The 21,322-nt window shown below is 56.7% G+C and carries 12 protein-coding genes and 2 pseudogenes; 6 read left to right on the top strand and 8 right to left on the bottom strand.

Annotated elements, in window-relative coordinates; translation table 11 throughout:
- Positions 1-20: 20 nt before the first annotated feature.
- Positions 21-3,563 (top strand): hypothetical protein, encoded by a 3,543-nt coding sequence (locus Mal52_RS00375; protein WP_145373642.1) that lies wholly within the window; start codon positions 21-23, stop codon positions 3,561-3,563.
- A gap of 36 nt (positions 3,564-3,599) precedes the next feature.
- On the opposite strand, the pseudogene Mal52_RS00370 reads toward Mal52_RS00375, so the two are convergent.
- The 3 genes and pseudogenes from Mal52_RS00370 to egtB form a co-directional block, all read right to left on the bottom strand.
- A pseudogene (locus Mal52_RS00370) lies at positions 3,600-4,475 on the bottom strand (IS630 family transposase); the annotation flags it as partial.
- Positions 4,358-4,621 (bottom strand): annotated as a pseudogene (locus Mal52_RS30080) (helix-turn-helix domain-containing protein); the annotation flags it as partial. The pseudogenes Mal52_RS00370 and Mal52_RS30080, both read right to left, overlap by 118 nt.
- Positions 4,622-5,050: 429 nt before the next feature.
- The gene (egtB, locus tag Mal52_RS00365) at positions 5,051-6,313 is read right to left on the bottom strand and encodes an ergothioneine biosynthesis protein EgtB (RefSeq protein WP_145373640.1); all 1,263 of its coding nucleotides are present in this window, start codon (positions 6,311-6,313) and stop codon (positions 5,051-5,053) included.
- A gap of 218 nt (positions 6,314-6,531) precedes the next feature.
- Between egtB and egtD the strand changes: the two genes are divergently transcribed.
- Entirely contained in the window at positions 6,532-7,494 is a 963-nt protein-coding gene (gene egtD / locus Mal52_RS00360; RefSeq protein WP_145373639.1) for an L-histidine N(alpha)-methyltransferase, read from the top strand.
- Positions 7,495-7,780: 286 nt separating this feature from the next.
- On the opposite strand, the gene aspS is transcribed toward egtD, so the two are convergent.
- Positions 7,781-9,538 (bottom strand): aspartate--tRNA ligase, encoded by a 1,758-nt coding sequence (gene aspS, locus Mal52_RS00355; RefSeq protein WP_145373638.1) that lies wholly within the window; start codon positions 9,536-9,538, stop codon positions 7,781-7,783.
- Positions 9,539-9,730: 192 nt separating this feature from the next.
- Positions 9,731-11,038, bottom strand: coding sequence for a protein kinase domain-containing protein (locus tag Mal52_RS00350; protein WP_145373637.1), 1,308 nt, complete (start codon positions 11,036-11,038; stop codon positions 9,731-9,733).
- Positions 11,039-11,767: 729 nt separating this feature from the next.
- On the opposite strand from Mal52_RS00350, the gene Mal52_RS00345 reads away from it, so the two are divergent.
- Both Mal52_RS00345 and Mal52_RS00340 read left to right on the top strand, forming a co-directional pair.
- Positions 11,768-12,775: a helix-turn-helix transcriptional regulator gene (locus Mal52_RS00345; RefSeq protein ID WP_197533603.1), complete on the top strand. Its 1,008-nt coding sequence runs from the start codon at positions 11,768-11,770 to the stop codon at positions 12,773-12,775.
- 135 nt (positions 12,776-12,910) lie between these two features.
- Positions 12,911-13,537 (top strand): nucleotidyltransferase family protein, encoded by a 627-nt coding sequence (locus Mal52_RS00340; RefSeq protein ID WP_197534573.1) that lies wholly within the window; start codon positions 12,911-12,913, stop codon positions 13,535-13,537.
- 289 nt (positions 13,538-13,826) lie between these two features.
- Here the strand turns inward: Mal52_RS00340 and Mal52_RS00335 are convergent, their stop codons facing one another.
- Both Mal52_RS00335 and Mal52_RS00330 read right to left on the bottom strand, forming a co-directional pair.
- Positions 13,827-15,650 (bottom strand): FG-GAP-like repeat-containing protein, encoded by a 1,824-nt coding sequence (locus tag Mal52_RS00335; RefSeq protein ID WP_197534572.1) that lies wholly within the window; start codon positions 15,648-15,650, stop codon positions 13,827-13,829.
- 31 nt (positions 15,651-15,681) lie between these two features.
- Positions 15,682-18,456: a multiheme c-type cytochrome gene (locus Mal52_RS00330; RefSeq protein ID WP_145373633.1), complete on the bottom strand. Its 2,775-nt coding sequence runs from the start codon at positions 18,454-18,456 to the stop codon at positions 15,682-15,684.
- An 80-nt stretch (positions 18,457-18,536) separates the two neighbouring features.
- On the opposite strand from Mal52_RS00330, the gene Mal52_RS00325 reads away from it, so the two are divergent.
- Both Mal52_RS00325 and Mal52_RS00320 read left to right on the top strand, forming a co-directional pair.
- A complete protein-coding gene (locus tag Mal52_RS00325; RefSeq protein ID WP_145373632.1) occupies positions 18,537-19,346 on the top strand; it encodes an SDR family NAD(P)-dependent oxidoreductase in 810 nt (269 codons plus the stop codon).
- A 32-nt stretch (positions 19,347-19,378) separates the two neighbouring features.
- Positions 19,379-19,891: a hypothetical protein gene (locus Mal52_RS00320; protein WP_145373631.1), complete on the top strand. Its 513-nt coding sequence runs from the start codon at positions 19,379-19,381 to the stop codon at positions 19,889-19,891.
- Positions 19,892-20,039: 148 nt separating this feature from the next.
- Here Mal52_RS00320 and Mal52_RS00315 read toward each other — a convergent pair whose 3' ends face one another.
- Positions 20,040-20,822, bottom strand: coding sequence for a DUF3050 domain-containing protein (locus tag Mal52_RS00315; RefSeq protein ID WP_145373630.1), 783 nt, complete (start codon positions 20,820-20,822; stop codon positions 20,040-20,042).
- Positions 20,823-21,322 lie beyond the last annotated feature (500 nt).

Below are 21,322 nucleotides of genomic sequence, written 5' to 3'. Positions count from 1 at the left end.
CCCCGACGATTGTCCTCACCATGTCCACTGTCATTCAATCCCCTAAACCTCCGGCAACGTTGACGTCGCTTCCCGACGGCGTAGCGGCGAAGCTGCGCGGATTGGCTCGGCGGTTGCGGCGGTTGGCATTGCTGCGCGGGATCGGACTGTTGCTGGCTGTCACCGGCGCGATGGTCGCTGTCGGACTGGCCGCCGATTTATTGTTCGACGTGCCCACAGCCCTACGCATTATCTGGCTGGGCGCCACCGGAATTGTGGCGATTGCCGTGGCGAGCTGGTTCGTGATTCGCCCATTGCTGAAGCGTTATGCCGGTGTGAATTTGGCGGCAGTTGTCGAAGCAGCCCACCCCGCCCTGGGCGAACGGCTTTCCTCGCTGGTGGAACTCACGCATCCTGAAACCCCCACGAGTTGGCGCGGTTCAGCGTTGATGCTCAATCACCTCACCCGCGAGACGTTGCAGGCCACCGAACCGATCGACTTCGATTCCGCCGCCCCCGCAAAGCAGAGCGTGCGTCTTGGACTGCTCGGCCTGGCTGCAGTGGTGCTTTTGGCCGCACCGGCACTGTTTGCCCCGGACAGTTATCGGCTGATGCTCACGCGGTTTTTGGTTCCGTGGGGAAATCATGAGCGTGCGGGCGATATCTATTTCGATGTCCCTGGTGGAAACCGCGTCGCTGCACGAGGACAGGACCTGACGCTGCTTGCCGTTCCGCATTCCCGGCAGGGAATTGATCCGTTGCCACGCGAGGCGCAACTGGAATTCACCGCAGGACCGCAAGCCGGCGTTGTGCGGCCGGTCAAGTGGAGTCCCACCGCTGAGGCGTTTCTGGTGACGATTCCCCACGTACAAGACGACTTCCGATTCGCATTCGCCGCTGGCAAGGCACGCTCACGAAACTACATCGTCCGCGTGGTCGATCCTCCGCAAATGGGCACCTGCATATTGCATGTCCAACCACCGGAATACACAAAACTGCCGGCAGAATCGCACGACGGCGCGGTCGGCGAGATCACGGTCTTTGAACACAGCCGCCTGCGCGGGGAATTGACCTTCCCCAACAAAGTGGTCACCGCGGAATGGTTACAAGGCAATCGTCACGATTTGGCGAAAGTCTTTGCCGCCAACGACATCGAGAAGATACCCCCAGACATCGTCCGTCACACATTCACAATGGTCGCCGATGGCCGGTCGGCGAGCTTGGAGTTCACCGTCGACCAGGGAGGTCCGTTTGACTTTTTGCTCGTCGATCCTCATGGATTCCACAACATGCCGACCGTCGCACGCAGCTTGCGCATCCGTCGCGACCACCCTCCTGAGTTCATCGGATTGCACGATGATCTGCCGATCTCGATCGCTCCCGGTGCTCCACTGAGAGTCACGGCAACTGTGCGCGACGATTTCGCGGTCAGCCGGCTGCAACTGGAAATCGAATTCCCGCAAGGAGGATCGCAACTTATCAATGCCCCCGCTGCGAATTTGGGGGCTACAGAAGTCTCCTCTACATTCGAGGTCGAACTCCCCGCTGAGCTTCAATCGCCGGGCACACAATTCACCTACCGACTCCGCGCCGCTGATAACCGACCGGAGCCCGGACCGCAGTGGGTGACCTCCGAACCGCATACCGTGATGATCCAACCCGACGCCCCTTCGGCCAAAGAGCAATCACTTGCTCGCGAACACCAACGGTTGGCGGAGGAATTGGCTGTGATCCACAACGAAACGCGGCAACAACAAGCGCGCGTCGCCTTACTGAAAGAGACGGACACCCCAGAGGTCTTGCGAACGCTCGCCACACAACAACGGCAACTCGCCCAACGCTTAGAGCATGTGGCCGACACATTCGACAAGCGGCCGGTCCTCTCGAGCCTGGCGCCGACCGCACGCAAGATCGCTCAAGAATACCTGCAATCCTCGGGCCACGATATCACGCGGGCGAACTCCTCAACCGGCGAGCAACGAACAGAAGCCCTGCAATCATCGGTCACCCAATTGGATGAAGCCGACGATGCGTTGGCGGAATTGCGACGGCGGTTTGAACGTTTAGCAGCGCTTGAGCGTGATCTGTTGGATCTGAACCGCATGGCAGCGCAGGCACAAGAGTTATCGCAACAACTCGCCGCAATGCAGCGACGGCAAGCGGAACTGGCCGCCCAACCTGAATCGGCCCAGCAACAGCAAGAATTGCAAACCTTGGCCGAGCAACAACGACAAGCGGAAAAACAAGCCGCTGAACTGTCCGCACAATTGAAGGACCTTGTTGAACAACATCCCGAAATCCTCGAAGCCGCCCGCAAAGCGCGGTTGAGGGAACTCGGTCGCTTAGGCCGCGCAGCACAAGGCATTGCCGATGCGCAAGAGGAATTAGCAACCACAATCGAACAAGACCCTGTTGCGGAAACCGATGCGACCGACGAAGCCGCGGAGCAGAACCTCAAACTGATCACCGCGCAGCGAGAATTGGCACGTGAAGTTGTCGATTTCGCGCGGCAAGCAGCCAGCCAACTCGGACCACAATCGAAGCTAGCTCAACAGGCGCTCAACATGGCACAACAAGCGCATCGCGCCGCCACAGCAGCGGCAAACGGCCAAACACCACAAGCCGCCAAAGCCGCTCAACAAGCAGCCGACATGGCCCAAGAGATGACAACTGATCAGGAGTCATTGAATGCCCAGGCCAAAGCTTTGCGGCAACGGCAACAAGAATTGTCGCAGCAATTTGCCGAGATGGCCGACGACCCTCAGCGACGACAGGCAGCCCAAAAGTTCGGGCAGAAGAACTTGGCCGCACAGACAGAAGAGTTGCAACGTCAGTTGCAGGAGTCCGCCCAAGATTTAGCAGCAGAGCCGCTCAACCTCAAACCGCAAGGGGAACAGACTCGCCAAGCGGAGCAGGAGACCGCCCAGGCTCACAAACAGATGCAGCAGGCAACAGAGTCGCTTCAGGAAAATCAATCCAAAGAAGCTGGCCAACAAGGACATCAGGCTGCGAGTCTGTTGAACGATGTCGCGCAAGCGATTCAACAACTTGCCGGCGAACAACGAGCCGACCCAAGCGAAATGCCCGCGCAGCCTGCTGAGGACATCACCCAAGCCATGCAGCAAATGCAACAGGCACAACAGCAGATGCAGCAAGATCAGAAACAACAATCCTCTCAAGACCAACCAGCCAATGGAGAGTCAGCACAGCAAGGTGCTTCGGAAAAAATGCAACAGGCGGCCGATTCGCTGTCACAGGCGACCGAAAGTCTGCAACCGGGACAAGGCCAACAACAATCGCGCCGCAGCCAAGGCCAACAGTCGCAACAGACCGGCCAAGCCGGTTCTCCAGGAAACACGGCAGGCGGTAGCGGCAGTAATGCTCCGGCCGATGAGTTGGCGGAACTTCGTGAGGATTTCGAAAAACTCTCCGGTCGGCATTGGGGAGAACTCCCCGGAAAATTGCGAACCGAAATCCTTGAGTCGGCGCTGAATCGACCGGGCGGCGATTACGCCAAAATCATTCGCCGCTATTTCCGCGAACTCGCCAAAACCAAACGCCAGCGCACACCAACGTCACCTTAAACGCAACGGACGTAGTGGTCCGTCTATCCTAAAATGTCAGGTATGTGGGTAAAGGTGTTGCAGTTTAATTCTTGCTGCTCGTGTTTTGAAACGCCAGCGTGCTGGTGTGGCGATTCGGTTGCGTCTTCGCTGCCAAGCGTCGATCTCTGCCGTCATCTGTTTTGCGCTGTCGAAGCGACGGCCGATGCATTGACGCGTCAAGACGCTCAGCTCCATCTCGGCCATGTTCAGCCAACTGCCATTGACCGGCGTGTGCACGATTCGCAAACGACGCGCCAGGCGATGCGCTCGCTCTGCATCGAAGGCACAGTACAGACTTGCAATGTCGTGCGTGTTCAGATTGTCGCACACCAGCGTGACGCGCTGGGCATGGGGATAATCCTCTTCCAACAGCTGCGCGATTTCTTCGCCCCAGTCGATGCGTGTCCGGCTCGCACGGCTGCTGACGCGTCGCCAACCGGCCAGAGGATTGTAAAACATAAACAAGGCGCGCACCCCTTGACGCTGGTAATGATGATCTTCCCGTCGCACGCAGCCGGGGCTCATCGGCAAAGCCGGATTGACATCGCTGACGATTTGCTTGGATGCTTCATCCATGCAAATCAACGGATGCGTTTCGTTGTACGTTTCGCAGTAGACGTCAAGAACTTTTTCCAGATGGGCCACGAATCGCGGGCGGTCCCGTTCTGGGATACAAAAGCGTTTACTTTGCCAGGGCTTGAGGCGATTTTTTTCAGACAACGGCGCACGGTCTCTGGGCAGACGGAAGTGACAACCTGCAACCGCCCCAATTCGTCTGCCAGCAATTTCAAAGTCCAACGCTGGTGTCCTTCCGGCGGATCGCTGCAACACAGCGTGATCAATTTGGCTTCTGCGGCGCCGTCCAGCTTCGGGGACACCGGCGGTGTGGTCCGCTGCTTGCGTTTCAAGGTTGGCAGCAAACCATCTTCGACAAATTTCTGCCGTACACGTCCTACTTGTTTTTCGGACAAGCCGACCGTCTGGGCGATATACCAATCTGGATTCCGGTCTTCTCCGCGTCGATCTTCATCAGCCATCAACAAGATCCGCGCACGCCGCAATTGGGCAGCGGGTACAGATCCACTACGAACTAAACGCTCCATTTCGCGACGTTCGGTCTCACTTAAACAAACTTCCCGTTTCCGATTCGAAGCTGGCATCCTTGCCTCCTAGAGTTCAGTATGAAATTCAAAGTCAACGAATGACACTTATAGCAGATAATGGACATTTTAGAATAGACGGACCAGTAGGTCATGCTGTGCACGACGATGCTTGAGTAAATGGAAATCCGTTGCGATTCGTCATGCACAGCATGACCTACGAATTTGTCGCGCCACAACCAAACGAGAGAGCGTAGGGCAGGCTCCCGCCTGCCGGATGATACGTTGGACGTGCCTTGGTAAATGCGGCAGGCAGGAGCCTGCCCTACATGGGGTGGAAGCCACAATGCATTCGGTTTGCGAATTTTACTTCGCTAAACGGATACCTGAAAACTGCCAGCGGGCGGAGGGGGGGAAGAAGTTGCGGTAGGTTAGGCGGATGTGGGATGCGGGTGTTACGCACGAACCACCGCGCAAGACAAACTGATTGCACATAAACTTGCCGTTGTATTCACCCAACGCACCGTCGGCGGCGGCGTAGCCCGGATAAGCGGTGTACTGGCTCGCCGTCCATTCCCAAACATCGCCGAAGGTTTGCCGGGAATGACTGTCCTGGGCGACCGGCAGGGGGTGTAGCGCACCACTTTCAATAAAATTCCCGGTAAGCGGCTGGTCCGCAGCGGCGATTTCCCATTCCGCTTCGGTCGGCAAACGAGCTCCGGCCCAGCGGGCGTACGCGTCCGCCTCGAAATAACTGACATGGCACATCGGTTCCGCCGGATCAATCGGCCGCATCCCGTCGAGTGTGAAGTGATACCAATCCTCATCGCGTTTTTGCCAATACATGGCAGACGGCCAGGAATCAGGCCCGGGACCAAGCGCATGGTTTTCCTGTACCGTCGCCCATCCGGCGGACAGCCAAAACTCCGGCCGCTGGTATCCGCCATCTTCGATGAACTGACGAAACTCGCCGCATGTCACCAGTCGATCCGCCAATTCAAACGACTCGACAAACACGCGATGTCGCGGCGATTCGTTATCGAAGGCAAATCCGTCTCCCGTCTTGCCGATTTCGTAAAGCCCTTCATCAAACCGTTGCCAGCCCAATTGCCGCGTGGTCTGAGCCTCGACGCTAGCGCGATTTTGAAAGGCAGGATAGAGCGGATTGCAGGAAAAGACATGCTTGATATCAGTCAGCATCAATTCCTGATGTTGTTGTTCGTGATTGAGCCCAATTTCAATCACCCGCGCCGGCTCGACAAAATCGTGCGGCGGATCCTCCAGCAGTCGCTGCATGTGCTGATCCACGTGCCGGCGGTAGTCCAGAACTTCCGCAACCGTCGGGCGTGACAGCAACCCGCGCTGTGCGCGGGGGAATTGTCGGCCTACTGTGTTGTAGTAAGAATTGAACAGATACTCGAACGCCGGATGCGTTGATTCGTAGTTGGGCAAAAACGGTTTGAGGACAAATGTTTCGAAAAACCAGGTGACATGTGCCAAATGCCAACGTGTCGGGCTGACATCAGGCATGGATTGCACCACGCAATCTTCCGGTTCGAGCTGCGCGACGATCGCCTCACTTTGGCGGCGAACGGCAAGGTAGGCGTCCCTTAAGCTTGCGTAGTCCATCTTGTTCGCCTCTCCCTCATTTTTGCTAATCTGAGTAGGTTCAAAGCGAGTCGGTAAAAAATTGCTCATCCTGACGACCCTCGGGGTGTTTGTCGAGAAAAAATGTCTATAATTCGCTGCCGGTTTTCATTTCCCGACGAATCCGGTAGGGTGATTATGTCTGTAGCAAGCGGAACAACCCACATCTTTATGAACTTTCTACGGAAAGCGACCCCTCAATGAGTCAAATCGCCCTGATGGATTGCGCGCCACGGAGCAGCGACTTTCGACACGATCTTTTGGCGGGTCTTTCCCAATCTCCTAAGACATTACCGTGCAAATACCTCTACGACGAACGCGGCTCGCAATTGTTTGAGCTGATTTGTGAATTAGAGGAGTATTACCCTACCCGCGCGGAAATCAGCATCCTGCAAAACTATGGCGCTGAAATCGCCGAGGCACTCGGTTCTGACTGTGCCGTGATTGAGTACGGCAGCGGGAGTGGACTGAAGACCGAAATTCTGCTCGAGCACCTCCACGCACCGAATGTCTACTTCCCTGTCGATATTTCACGGGAACACCTGTGCTCGTCGGCGGCAGCACTTGAGGAAAAGTGTCCCGATATCGATATCGTGCCGGTCTGTGCCGACTTCACGCGAGACTTTGAACTGCCCGACTCGCTGGTGAATGGTTCCCGCAGAGCGGCGTATTTCTCTGGTTCGACGATCGGAAATTTTGAGGTCGACGAATCGATCGAAATCCTGCAAGGCATGGCACGCCTGTGCGGCCGCGATGGATGCCTGTTGATCGGTGTCGACCTACAAAAAGATCCGGCGGTTTTAGAAGCAGCCTACGATGATTCCGAAGGGGTCACGCGGCAGTTCAATCAAAATCTATTGCACCGCGCCAATGCGGAGTTGGACGCCGACTTCGACGTCGAGCAATTTCAACACCGGGCGATCTACAATCCTCAACACGCGCGGATCGAAATGCACCTCGAGAGCAGCTGTGACCAACAAGTGACAGTCGCCGGCCAAAAAATCAATTTCGCCGCCGGCGAAACCATCCACACCGAAAACTCGCACAAACATACGCTCGAGAGCTTCGCCAACATCGCCGCCCGCGCCGGTTGGCAAGTAAAAACCGTCTGGACCGACGACCGCCAATATTTCAGCGTCCAATACCTAACCGTCACCACCTAGTGGGCGGCTCAGCCGCTTGGTGCGAGCTTCCGCTCGGTTTTGTCTGGGCCGCTCCCGGTGGTCGCTATGCTTTGGCGAATATGGTCTCTGGGAGGGCGAGGCTCCGTCCGAACCACGCGCTATAGGAATGTCTCATTCGTCCAATGATTTTGCAAACCACGCCTAGTCTACCGATGCGGCTCAGCAGGAGCTTCGCCCTCCCGGGCCGCTACCTGAACAAAGCGCAGCGACCACCGGGAGCGCCCCAACCCCCTCGAGCGGAAGCTCGCACCAAGCGGCTGAGCCGCTAGAGGTCGGTTTTTATGTTTAGGTCGCGGAGTTGGTGGTCGTCGACGGTGGAGGGGGCGCCGCTGAGTAGGTCCGAGGCTTTTTGTGTTTTGGGGAAGGCGATCACGTCGCGAATGTTGTCGTAACCCAACAACAACATCACCCAACGGTCCAACCCCAGCGCCAATCCCGCATGCGGCGGAGCACCGTAGCGTAGCGATTCCAACAAGAATCCAAACCGCGCTTCCGCCTCTTCAGCATTGATGCCCAGCAGATCGAAGATCTGTTGTTGAACGGCCGGGTCGTGAATACGGACGCTGCCGCTGGCCGACTCGTAACCATTGATCACCAGGTCGTAGGACTCAGCTCGAATTTTACTGGGGTCGGTTTTGAAGTACTCCAGATCTTCGGCGACCGGGTTACAAAACGGATGATGTTCCGCATCCCAACGGCCCTCGTCCGGATTGTGCGTGACCAACGGGAAATTGAGCACCCAACTGAAGTGCATGTCGTTGGGATCATACAGTTCTAGTTCCTTACCCAAACGGTTTCGCAATGCAGCCAGCGCGGCGGATGTCACTTCGGCTTTGTCTGCGACGAAGAACAACAGGTCGCCCGGCTGAGCGTTCATCTTTTCGATGATCGCTTTTTGTTCGTCAGCGGAGAAGAACTTGGCAATCGGCGAATCGAGCTGTCCCTCTTGGACGCGGAAAAAGGCCAGTCCCTTCGCGCGGTAGTCTCCGACGTAGGCCGTCAATTCGTCGATCTTCTTGCGGCTATATTTTTCGGCAGCGCCCGGTGCGGTCAGTCCCCGTACGCGGCCGCCTGATTCGATTGTTTTTTGAAACACACCAAATCCGCAGCCGCCGGCGATTTCGCCGATGTCGACCAATTCCATGCCGAACCGCAAATCCGGTTTGTCGTTTCCGTAACGTTCCATCACGTCGGCGTGATCGAGCCGTGGAATCTCCGGGACCTCCACATCGCGCAGGTTTTTCATCATGTAACGAATCAGCCCGTCGACCAATTCCAAAATGTCGTCGCGAGTCACGAAAGACATTTCGATGTCGATTTGCGTGAACTCCGGTTGGCGATCGGCGCGGAGGTCTTCATCGCGAAAGCAGCGGGCGATTTGCATATACCGGTCGAATCCGGCGACCATCAGGATTTGCTTGTAGATTTGCGGCGATTGCGGCAGGGCATAAAAACAGCCCGGATGCACGCGACTGGGGACCAGGTAATCCCGTGCTCCTTCGGGCGAACTGCGGCCCAAAATGGGGGTCTCGATGTCCAGAAACCCATGTTCGTCGAAATAGTCCCGTACCAGTTTCGTGAACCGGTGCCGCATGATCATCGCATCTTGCAATTGCTTGCGGCGGAGGTCGATGAAGCGATACTTCAGCCGATGTTCTTCGCCCGGCGGATCGGTGGTTCCCGGTTCAAACGGTGGGGTTTTGCTGCGGTTGAGCAGTGTCAACTCGCGGGCTTTGAGGTCGATTTCGCCTGTGACGAGTTTGGGATTCACCATGTCGTCGGGACGGATCGCGACAACGCCGGTCACCTGAATGACATCTTCGTTCCGCAAAGTGCGGGCGAGTTTGTGCATTTCGGCGTCGTGTTCCGGGTTGACGGTGATTTGCGTAATGCCGTAGCGGTCGCGGAGGTCCAAGAAGACCAAGCCCCCGAAATCGCGCCAAGTATCGACCCAACCACAGAGTGTGACAGTCTTTTCCGCATCCGCAGCGCGCAAGTCGCCGCACGTATGAGTCCGTAACAAGGGAACGTGTCCTTTGACAAAACGCCCAAAAACCGACCGGACGCCGCCGATCGAAGCAAAATTTCACCGAAGCCCCAAGATAGAGGATTGCCAAACCAGTCGCAAGGTTCGGGAAATTGCCAGATGAAAGGCCTGAGGCTTGAGGGGACAGGCTTGAGGCAGGATTTGGCCTTCCCAATGCTCTGGCTGCGGTTATTCCATGATGGTTTCGTCCTCCCAACCTGTTTTTCCGGTGTCGGCGTTGCCACCGGGGAGCATGCCGGCATCGACGGGAGCGGCCCATTTTGCGATTGCACTGAGATCGGGTCGCCGCTTTTGTGGATCGCGAATCAGGCACTCAGCCAGCAGTTGGCGAGACCATTCATTTTTTGTCGGCCGCAGCACATCGTAGTCGGGAAAATTCCATTGAGCATGGCGCTTGCGTAACTGGGACAGTTTTCGCTCGGCAAAGAGCGGCTTGCCGGTGAGCAGTTCATAGACAACGGCGCCAAACGAAAAATAATCGGCTGGAAACCCGGCCGGTTTACCGTCGAGTTGTTCCGGCGCCATATAGCGGGGGGTGCCCACAACGTGTTTGGCGTACTGAGACAAAGATTCATCGATCACCGGAGCGGCCAATCCAAAATCCATCAGTTTGACCGTCCCCTCCGGGATGAGCATGATATTGGCCGGCTTGATGTCGCGGTGTACCAGGCCGGAATCATGGGCGGCGAGTACGGCGGCGGCCAACTGACCGACGATTTTCCGAATTTCCTCTTCGGGCAACGGACCGTTGTATTTAATCACTTCGGAGAGATTGGCTCCCCGGCAATGTTCCATGATCATGAAGAACGAATGAAATGCAGCGAACCGTCCAAACACACGGACGATGTTTTCGTGATTGAGCGATTCGATCGCCCGGACTTCCCGTTCGAATTGCTCGCGGCCAAAATCATCGTACACCAAACTGTGGCTCATCATTTTCAGCGCGACATGTTGCCCATTGGGATCGATCGCCTCATACACGATCGACATCCCGCCTCGACCCAAGCGCCGCACGATGCGGTAGTCGTGGAACGTCTTGCCATGCAACACATCCGGACCGCTGCCAGCCAACCGGTCGGCGACCAGTTTGGTGAGGACCACGCTCAATGCAGGATGGTCGTGGGCCAATTCATGAAAACGTTCAGCGGGTAGCACCAGCGCTTTGACATCGCTCAGAGCCAACACGCTAGCGGAGCGCGGTTCGCCCGAGAGCAGCGCCATTTCGCCCAACACGTCGCCGCGACTGCCTTTGTTAATATGCTGCCGCGTCCCCGATTCGTCCGTCGTAAAGATCTCCACCACACCCTCATCGAGAACCATGATCGACTTGGCGGTGTCCCCTTGCTGCATCAGGAATTGCCCGGTAGCAAACCTCCGTCGATGCATAAACGGTTCGATCAAAGCGGTGACTTCGGCCGGGATGGCGCGCATCGACAGCTTACCTGCAAGAAATGTCGACTCCCCACTCTCCAACATGGCCTAGGCTCCCCGTACCCGCCGTGTGACTGTGTTCTTCTATTCTGTTTGTGCGATACTGATCCGTTGTCTAATCGGACGACGGTTTCACTGCAGGCAGCTTTACGCTAACCACCAAAGCGAAACATCCACCAAGTGGTCTCTGCTGGACAGGATCTACCATTATCGTACAGCGAACCCGTTGTCCAATACCAACGTCGGTTGGGCCGTCGCTTAATTGGAATTGTCACTCTCCTCAGACCGAAAAGCTTTCAGCCAACCCACAACCCCCATGAACATGACCAAAAAACCTATTGGGTACTGAGGGATTGCCCCTCTAACTGCATCCCCGAATACACCAGCGCTGAAGATTATTGCCCCCGAAAGAATCACGATTGCCGCACTGACGCTTTTCAATGATCGTCCCCCGTGTTATTGGCGCCACAACTTGTCAAACAGCCTCCCCTTGGGGTGCGATGTGTAACGCCTGCGGCGAACAAAACGCCTTGTCTCATCAAGGAGCGGCATTCTGGGTAGGACTCGTTATTATTTTTTGTAGTCGCACCCAGCAAGTCCTCAATCTCGCACACCCATTGCGGTTGCTGGGGTTTACTATAACACAAGCGATCGAAAATGGGTTATGAATTGAGGGCGGGCCATGACTATGGATCGATCTCTTCAAACACCCTCCCGTCTACGTTAGCGGGAGACCGCGGAAATTTTGCTCGAATTTTCAAAAAGACTTTGCCTATGTCCGCCGATGAGCGTCTCCACCGCGTGCTGCGTTTGGTGCAACTTTTGCAATCTGGAAGAAATCACAATGCGAACCAATTGGCCGAAATGTGCGGCGTCAGTCGGCGGACGATCTTTCGCTATATCAATACGCTCCAAGAAGGGGGCATTCACATACAATACGATGAGCAGCAGCAAGGATACTCGCTGCCGTCCAACACCTATCTGCCTCCCACGGAATTCACCCTAGACGAGGCACTCGCGCTGCTGACATTGTGCTACGAACTGGCCGATGGAGACGGCGGCGTGCCGTTTCAAAACGGTGCACGTAACGCCGCTTTAAAACTCGCCAGCAATCTGCCACAACACCTCCGCGACCAACTCAACGGCGTTTCGCAAACATTGGCGGTCCGACTCGATTCACACAACCCCCTCTCCGCCGACCGGTCGTATTACGATCTGTTTGTAAAGGCCGTTTCGCGGCGGCGCTGTGTCCGGATTCAGTATCAAAGCTTGACCGAATGGGAGAACATTTCCACCGTCGTGCATCCGTATCGCCTGTTATTCATTCGCCGCAGTTGGTACGTGATCGGCCGTTCGACGATGCACCGGGAAGTCCGTACGTTTAACTTAGGCCGGGTATTGGCCGCCGATTTGCTGGACCGGACCTACACAATCCCTCCACGGTTTTCCCTAGAGCGCTATTTAGGCAACGCTTGGCATTTGATTCGCGAGCCGGGAAAAAGCCAACAGGTCGTGGTTCGATTTCAGAAAATGGTGGCACAAAATGTGGCTGAAGTTCGCTGGCACAAAACACAAAAAGTGACCTGGAACGACGACGAAACCATGGATTTTTCCGTCACCGTCGACGGACTGAATGAAATATCTTGGTGGATCCTGGGCTACGGCGATCAAGCTGAGGTGCTGCGGCCGGGAAAACTGCGAATGTTGATTGCCGAGCGGCTGCGCGGTATGACAGAAACCTATGCCAAGGAGTTAGCAACGGTGAACAAGCCCAAGTCGTAAGCTTGGCGTCGATTTCAGCTCGTAGGTCATGCTGTGCATGACGAATCGCGACAGAGCAACGCTTCTCCAAGCATCGTCATGCACAGCATGACCTACGGAATCGGTGTACGTTTTAGTCACAAGGAGAGTTTCACGGTGAGTCACAGGCGGATTTATGCCGTGCTACCAGCGGCGGGGCGGAGTCGGCGCATGGGCCGGCCTAAGCTGCTATTGCCGCTAGGCGGTTCAACAGTGATTGCGCGATTGGTCGGCGCCCTGCGCGCAGGGGGCGTGGACGACGTGATCGTTGTGGTCCGCCCGGACGACACCACCCTGCAGGAAGCGGCCGAAGCGGCCGGTGCACAGGTTGTCTGCCCAGAAAACGATCCCGCCGACATGCGGCAGAGCGTGCAATACGCATTGGACTATCTCGCCACGGAACGACATCCCAACGCCGATGATGGTTGGATGTTGATACCCGCCGATCATCCGCTGGTCGATGCGAAAATCGTTGAGTCTCTTTTAGCAAGCTGGCGAGCCGGTGCGGCCCCAATTTTAATTCCCACGCACGAAGGCCGTCGCGGCCACCCGACACTGTTTCGCTGGGAATTGTCCGACGAAGTCCCACGCATTCCCCCGCACCAAGGGCTGAATCGGCTGGTCCACGACCATGAATCCCACGTCCAAGAATTCCCCGTCCCCTCCGACCACATTCTGCTCGACCTAGACACGCTGGAAGACTACGAGCGGCTACAAGTCGAATGGCGACGCGAAAACGAATAACCTCCACGCGGCACAGCCGCTTCGTGCGAGCTACCGCTCGACTTGTATAGGTCGCTCCCGTTGGTCGCTGCGATTCCTATCAACTGAAATGTAACAATGATTATACGGACCCAGCTTGTTACGCCGAAGGCGTTTTTCACCATAGCCTGGGGTCGTGAACGGAGTGAGCGCACCCCAGGTTCACGACGGGACCATCAGGATCATACCCTGAAGGGGTATTTCAATCCGCCCACCACGGAGAATGCTCCCAGATTTACCCAGGGTGGACTCCCCCTTTGGGGTCCTCACATCACCGCGGTTGTGTCACGACATTCAGTGCATCGACTTGCGGATCGTCAACGACCTGTTCGACGCCGCCCGGCCAATGCACGTTGACTTTATCGATGGTGGCCCGCGCGCCGAGTCCAAACGTGACCGGCAATTCCATCTGCGATAGATAACTCCGCGTCGGCATCACCTGCTTAGTAAATGTCGTATCCCCCACATGCACATCCACCCGGGCGCCAATCGCATCACGATTGGTTCTCGTGCCGACTAGCTTCAACCGCAGCCAATGATGACCGGTCTGTTGATCGTTGCGTAACAAGCGTGGGCGTGCACCGGTAGCGGTCATGAGTACGTCCTGATCGCCGTCGCCATCGATGTCGGCATAAGCGGCGCCACGGCCGACGATTGGTTTGACAAAATTTTCGCTGCACTGCTTGGCTGTGAGCGGTACGAACTCCAGCGGCGCGCCTGGACCGGCATTCCAAAACAACTGCGGAGCTTGGGCGTGTGTTTGGCTGGTTTGCACGCGTTCGATTTGCGAACTGATATGCCCGTTGGCAGCCAGGATGTCGAGCCGTCCGTCGAGGTCGGCATCAAAATAAAACGTGCCGAACGTCAAATCCAGCAGCGTTGCTGCGCCGAGTCCGCTAATCGTGGCTTCGTCCGCAAACAACAGCGGTCGCCGCGCCACAAACAGCGCCGACGCTTCGTTGGCAAAGTCCCCAATCGTGACCGCCAGCGACGTGTCATTTCGCAAGAAACCGGCATCGATCCCCATGCCGCCCCGCGCATTGCCGGAATTGTCAAAGGCAATCCCCGCCCGCACCCCGATCTCCAAAAACGTACCGTCTTGTTGATTGTGAAACAAAAAGTTGCGCACCGTATCGTTGGCCACGATCAGATCCAACCAACCATCGCTGTCCACATCCACGGGAATCAGCCCCAGCGACTTTCCCAACGGACGTCCCGTGGAAGATCGGACTTCGATTCCGGCGGCAGCGGTGACGTCGGAAAATTGCCCCGCTCCATCGTTACGAAATAACTTCGAAAAGGTCCCTCCAAAATCGAGCGGCGGCCCATAGTCCCGCATGCCGCCGGTTCGCGAGAAATTCTGCGCTAAATCGGACGCGCGCGACCAATCAATGTAATGGCAGACAAACAAATCGAGGTCGCCGTCATTGTCGTAGTCCCACCAACCGCAACTGCTGCTGTAGGCGGTTTCCTCGCCGGCGACACCTGCTTTGGTCGTGACTTCCTCAAACTCTCCACCGTTGTTGCGAAACAGATGATCGCGACCGACGGCGGCGATAAACAGGTCCCGCCAACCATCGTTATCGAAATCCCCAACGGCGACGCCCGTTCCATAACAGTTCAGGTTCAACCCAACGGCAGCGGACACATCTTCAAAATGCCCGTGGCCGTCGTTTTGATAGAGAACGGAAGTCGCCGTGGAGGATTGCGAGGGCGCGTGCGGCCATGCGGTGGCGTTCACCAACAACAAGTCTTGATCGCCGTCGTTGTCATAGTCGAAAAACGCCGCGCCGCTGCCCATGGTTTCGGGCAACAACATTTCGCCAGCGGCACCGTTTTGGTGCACAAAGTCAATACCCGCTTCCTCCGTGATGTCGGTGAAGGGAATCTCCGGCAGGACCGGCGCCGTTGGAGGCGGCGCGCGGGTTTGGTCCGACGTTGCTGCTGGTTCCGCAGGAACCACAGGCGGGGGCGGCGGTGGAGCTTCGTCGACGTCATTGGAATTCGGTACCGGCGCTAGGCAGAAAAACATCACCAGCCCGATCACGACCGCCAGCAGCATGATCAGCCAGTGTTGAAGTTTTACATTTTTCATGGCATCAAGGGTCTCCGTGAATTGAGAGTCCTTACTCCGCATCGCGCCCCGGTCCGCCGGGACGCTGTAAATCATAAATCACCACATCCCCGGCAGCATGGTTGGCAGCGGGGTATTTTTCGCGCGCGGCTCGAATCGCCTCGCCGCGGGCACTGTCATCCGGTTTGTATCTTAAGTGATTGTGCCAATAGGCCAGCGCCGATTCGTCGTCCCCCAGCTCCTTGTACAATTGAGACAGGTTGTGGTGTGCGACAACGTTTTCAGTATCGAGTTGCAATGTGCGCTGGAAAATGTCTGCCGCTGCGCGCAGGAATCTCTCACGTTCTTTGGCCTCCGACGGGGCTCGGCAAAGCCGGGCGCGATCAAAGAGGACTTCGCCCAACTGGTTCAGCACGACATAATCGCGACTGAAATCAAACCCACGCTCCGCCAATTCGGCATCTTTGGTTTCGAGAATCCGCCGCAAATGCGCCTCAGCTGCTTCTAAATTTCCCAACCGATGTTGCAGCACGCCATTCAGCCACGCGAGCGTCCACCAATTCACAGACGCATCGTCGCGCGAATCCAGCCCCGCCAGCAGTTCAGCCGCTTCGGCCAAACGTCCTTCCTTGAGTAACACGCGGACCAGATTGACCGAACCCTGCCCAAAATCGAGCGGCTGAACCGCACGAAATGCCGATTCCGCCTGCCGTAATTCCGCTTGTCCGTTGAGCAACAGTCCAATTCCAAAATTGTTCCAACGTTGCCAGACGGGGATATCCACCGGAAGATTGACGATTTCTGCCGGTGAATCCTCAATGGCAAATTCGACTTGGTCTTCAGCAATGTCGACAATCGGCAAATCGAACTGCGCCAATTCAGGCCGCTGCAAATCACGGCTGACAAAATCCATTAACTCGCGGTCAAACTTCCGGTACCGCAACCGCACATCCACCGTCACCGGCCCTGTGACGTCTTCAGGCAGTGTGAAACGGTAGTGCACCGTTTGGGCGGCTCCTGGTGGGATTTGGTGGTTGTAGAGCGGCACAAAGATGTCTTGAGCATTGCGGCGGCTGATGCGATTTCCTTGTCGGTCGACGACAAAGGCATTGATAAAATGCGCCCAAGGATCGACACGCCGGTCCTCGTCGAGAGCGCCGCTCCGGCCGATCACTTTTCCCGCGCCGTCGGTGACACGGATGTCCAACCAGATTTGATTCGAGTCGGCTGTCCCTTGAGTGAAGTGATGTCCCACCAACAAATTTCGGATCACCGCTTCCAACAAATACGTCGCACCTGGTTTCAATTCAGGAAGTTCCGGTCGCAGCGGTGCATGCAACGGCCCGTCGATACGGCCTGCTTCGCGAATTCCAAACAGATCAACGCGCAATGCCCCTTCGAGAACGTTGCGATGCAATTCGACAACGTCCTCCGCGCCGCGCAGCGCCGGCAAACCGGTATTAGCGGCGGGGAAGAGGTGATTGCGGATACGGGAATCGGTGGCACCTAGGTCGTCTGATTCCCGTGACGGCATATGGCAGGTGGCACAATTCTCGGCAGCGTGCGACGGGTAATAAAAGCTCCGCGCCCCGTACCCTGAAACGCCGCTTTGCACAAACGAATCGTAATGGTTCTGTCCCCGCACGAATTTGTAGTCGTTGAGTTTCTCGGGCAAGTGCACTTTGTGACAGGTCCCGCAGAACTCCGGTGTCTTGTGCACCGGTTTGAGGAATGTTTGTTTGTGCATTGCCGGTTTGGTCAGCAATAATTGCCGATGCAACCAACTTAGCACTTCGTTGTCGCTGCCGGCGAGTGGATATTGCCGTGGCTGGGCGATCGTGTAATCGGCGTTCCCTCGGGTTGTGGTTGTTGCTCCGTGTGCGACTTCCGTAATTGCATGGCACGCCGTGCAGGTCAGCCCTGCCTGAGCGACTGGGTTTTGTGGATCGTCAAAAGCGGCATCGAGCGAATTGCTGAACAACGGGACCGGGTCGTGGCAGCCGGCACAAAAGTTGAACGATTGATCGTTGCCATACTTTTTGATCGCATCGGCCCGCGTTTCCAGTGCCGCCGCTAAGTAGACCGGATTATTGAACGAGCTAAAGTGATGCGCGCTCTGCTGCCAATCAGCATGCACATCCGCATGGCAGGTTTTGCATTCCGCATCGCGCATCAACGCGGTTGCCGGGATCGGATCACCCGAGGCCGTACGAGCGAGCGCGGGGTAATAGGACAGCTTATCGTTTTCGGGCGCCACGGAGACTTCCGTCGTGGGTGCCTGCCCGTGCAGAAATGCCAAGCCCGCCACGCCGAGCGTTGTCGCCCCCACGAATGGAATCACCCCCCAGCGCCGCTGGCCAAATATTAAACGGCGAAACCCCAGCACAAGTCCCAACAACAGCACCGGCACGACAACGTGCGTCGCATACAAAATAGGACGCCACACCGATTTCGCGATTTGCAGCTCCCGGCCGTCGCGAAATAATGCGGCGCCGGAAACAAATACAAACAAAATCAGCACGCCCACCACCGCCCAGACGGACTTCATCCGCCAGTCACGCTCACGGTACCCACGCAAACAGCGCCGCACCGCAATCACCAATACCCCTACGGTGAAGACCGCGCCGAGCACGATATGCGCTAGAAACGACCAAAGCCAAAAAAAATTGTCCGTCGCAATCCCCGTAAAGGCGCTCATTGCAGCGACGCCGGCGAGGTAAATGCCTAGCGCCGCTACGACCACTGCTACCGCGCACCAGAGCGCCGTCAAAGGCGGGCTTTTTGCGACCTGTGCGCCGTCATCGGATTGTGAGCGATTGCTTGTCATGCTTCTAGCATTTTATACTCAGCCAACCGCTTTGGCCCAGCCGTAGTTAATTTTTTCGTCCCGATTCAAGAGAATCCTCGATGCAACTGAATATCAAAGATCATGTCGCCGTCGTTACCGGCGGCGCGAGCGGCATCGGTTTGGCCGTCGCCCGCGGATTCGCCGCCGAAGGAGCCCGCGTGGCCATTTGGGATCTGGCGAAAAACGTCACCACCGCTGCTGCGGATCTCGCGAGCGAATGCGGTGTCGCCACCTGTGGTATTGCGACCGACATCTGCGATGAAGCCCAGGTCCTGGACGCGGCGGCTGCCACCGCCCGGGAATTGGGGCCAATCGATCATGTGGTGCATTGCGCCGCCATCGGGTCTGGAAAGTTCGGATTTCCATTTACGAACTTACAGCCGTCTGACTGGCGGGCGACGCTCGAGGTGAACATCATGGGCACCGTCCACGTCGCCCACGCCGTCGCCGAACCGATGAAGCAACGCAAATCGGGCACGATCGTTTTTATCTCGTCGGTCGCCGGACAAATTGGCTCGCAAACCGATCCGCCCTACAGTGCTTCCAAGGCAGCTGTGATCAACTTTGCCCAATGCACCGCCAAAGATTTGGCGCCGCACGGCATCCGCGTGAACAGCGTCTGCCCTGGCATGGTGCAAACCCCGCTCAACCGCGGCGTCTGGCAAGCCTGGAACGAACAGCAACCGCCCGATCAACAGCGCAGTTACGAAGACTGGGCCGAAGAAAAAATCAAAGCCGTGGTCCCGCTCGGCCAATGGCAAACGCCAGAGGACATCGCCGACATGGTCGTGTTCCTCTCCTCCAATCGCGCCGCCCATGTGACCGGTCAAACGATCAACGTCGACGGCGGGTTTGTGATGCACTGGTGAGGGGGAGTGCCTGTTCAACAGAAAGACGAACCATGACGCCCACGAATCGAGATATTGCTGAGTTTTATCGACTAGCGCTTCAGTACTCTGACTCGAATCGTCGTCTGGTCCAGCTAACGGATGTCACTGCCTGGGTCGATGGATTGATCGCGTCGTCTGACATCGCCTACGAATGGATGATCGACATATCGTTCGCACAATCTACGGAAGACATGCTGCGCGGTCTATGCCATGTCCCCGGCATGACGACGAACTACCTTGGGGCATCAATCTTCGCCTCATACCTGCGCAAGCTATGGTTGTCAGGAGCAATTCAACGAGACGAGATATGCCGCCTGCTTTGGAACATTCGGGACGAAATTCGTCCGGAGCATGACATCCCAGCAATCGTTCCGGAGGTCACCTTAGAAGATGTGGAAGCCTCATCGGTAGGAGGCGTGCGAGACCCGAAAAACTTTACACCAGTTAACGACGCGATTGATGCATTCTTTTCGCTGTACGACGAATTCTCACTGATGATTCCGCCAATTTCTGGTGTCTCGTAGCGTGCAGGCTGGTTAAAACCGCATTCGTGTAGGGCCGGTTTTATTGGCCGCTGTTGGCCGGCGGATGCTCTCGGAGCATGGTCGAGAGTTCATTCAAATCGCTCCCGCAATCGTCCGGCACAGCCGGGCCTACTGCAACTGGGTGGCTTCACCGCGACGACTCATTCTGGCTGATCGCATCACAGATTCCATCCCACAGTTCTTGCCGCGCCACCAAACAATCAACCGCGGCTTGTTCAGCCGCTTTCCAAAGTGAATCGTCGGTACCGCAAAGAGACTGCAGTAGGCGGGTCGCCATTGGACCATGCTCGTCACCGTCCAGGCTGATGTGTCGATCCAGATAATACTTGAAATCTTCCAAGGTGCCGCCTCCCTGTGTATTCAACTCATCCACGATGCGTTGAAAAACTTCCGGCAGCAAATCCTCTCGACCAAACGTGAACGCCGAAGCAACGGCACATAGGTTGCCCGTCTCAATGAGTTTGAAGGTCTGCTGCACAAACCGCCGAGCCGCTGGGGGAACTTCTGGCGATTCCAAAGCAGCCAGACTCTGGGAGCCTTGTCGCAATTCGTTCAGAAAACCGTCAATCCCAGCGGTGTTGGCCCCGCACTGTTTCATCGAGTGATGATAAAGCTCGAAATGGCTGGCAATTCCGCCTCGACCATCCTCGTCGGACTCTTCGGCAAGCACAATCTCGTTCACGAGGCGACAGCCCTGTGGGTCGGCGGCTGGTATCCACGGGACTTCGACGCAGCAAAGTTGCCGCTGCAGCACCTTGAGCAAAGACATGAAGTCCCACACAGCAAAGACGTGATGTTCCATAAACAGCCGTAACGCATCCATGCGATCAATTTCGGCGTAGATGCGATGATTGAGCAAAGCGTCCTTCAACGGAGCGATTCGTTGTTCGATTGTGTGAAGTGGATTCAATGGTCTTTTTTCTGCTGAGAGGGAGTCTGGCAGGTTTAGCGAGAGTCATACTCTAGGAGATCCAGCCGACTCTGCCTATCCCGACAAGTCGCCGCAAACATCGCCCTGCTCAGACTGTTCGACCGACCGCACTCCAGTCCCGTTTACGGGACTTGCCCCGCTGAAAGCGGGTCATAGGCCCACCGTTTACGGTGGGTTTTGCAATCCGCCGCTCCCTACGTATGTCGATCCCCGTTCACGGGGATTCTCGACGCAACGGCTTCAGCCCTCACCGCAGACCCCAAACCCCAGGCAGCGAGGAGCCTCGTGAACGAGGCTCAACGGCGGCCAACAACCCGCTCCTCCCACCCGCCGTAAACGGCGGGCCTAATACCGCCGCGCGGAAACACCGGTGAACCGGCGTGGTTCGTTCATTGTTTCGTACTGCAAACAGTCATAATTTGCGCGCCACACGCGTATTTTATGCGGCGGCTTCCGTAGGTCCTCGCGGATTCACACGC

This window comes from Symmachiella dynata, from assembly GCF_007747995.1.
Classification (GTDB): Bacteria; Planctomycetota; Planctomycetia; order Planctomycetales; family Planctomycetaceae; genus Symmachiella; species Symmachiella dynata.
This window is presented reverse-complemented; position numbering and strand designations above follow the sequence as displayed.

Coding starts and splice junctions, on each gene's coding strand:
- Mal52_RS00375 (WP_145373642.1), top strand. CDS start 21: ATGTCCACTGTCATTCAATCCCCTAAACCTCCGGCAACGTTGACGTCG.
- egtB (WP_145373640.1), bottom strand. CDS start 6,313: ATGGACTACGCAAGCTTAAGGGACGCCTACCTTGCCGTTCGCCGCCAA.
- egtD (WP_145373639.1), top strand. CDS start 6,532: ATGAGTCAAATCGCCCTGATGGATTGCGCGCCACGGAGCAGCGACTTT.
- Mal52_RS00350 (WP_145373637.1), bottom strand. CDS start 11,038: ATGTTGGAGAGTGGGGAGTCGACATTTCTTGCAGGTAAGCTGTCGATG.
- Mal52_RS00345 (WP_197533603.1), top strand. CDS start 11,768: ATGTCCGCCGATGAGCGTCTCCACCGCGTGCTGCGTTTGGTGCAACTT.
- Mal52_RS00335 (WP_197534572.1), bottom strand. CDS start 15,650: ATGAAAAATGTAAAACTTCAACACTGGCTGATCATGCTGCTGGCGGTC.
- Mal52_RS00330 (WP_145373633.1), bottom strand. CDS start 18,456: ATGACAAGCAATCGCTCACAATCCGATGACGGCGCACAGGTCGCAAAA.
- Mal52_RS00325 (WP_145373632.1), top strand. CDS start 18,537: ATGCAACTGAATATCAAAGATCATGTCGCCGTCGTTACCGGCGGCGCG.
- Mal52_RS00320 (WP_145373631.1), top strand. CDS start 19,379: ATGACGCCCACGAATCGAGATATTGCTGAGTTTTATCGACTAGCGCTT.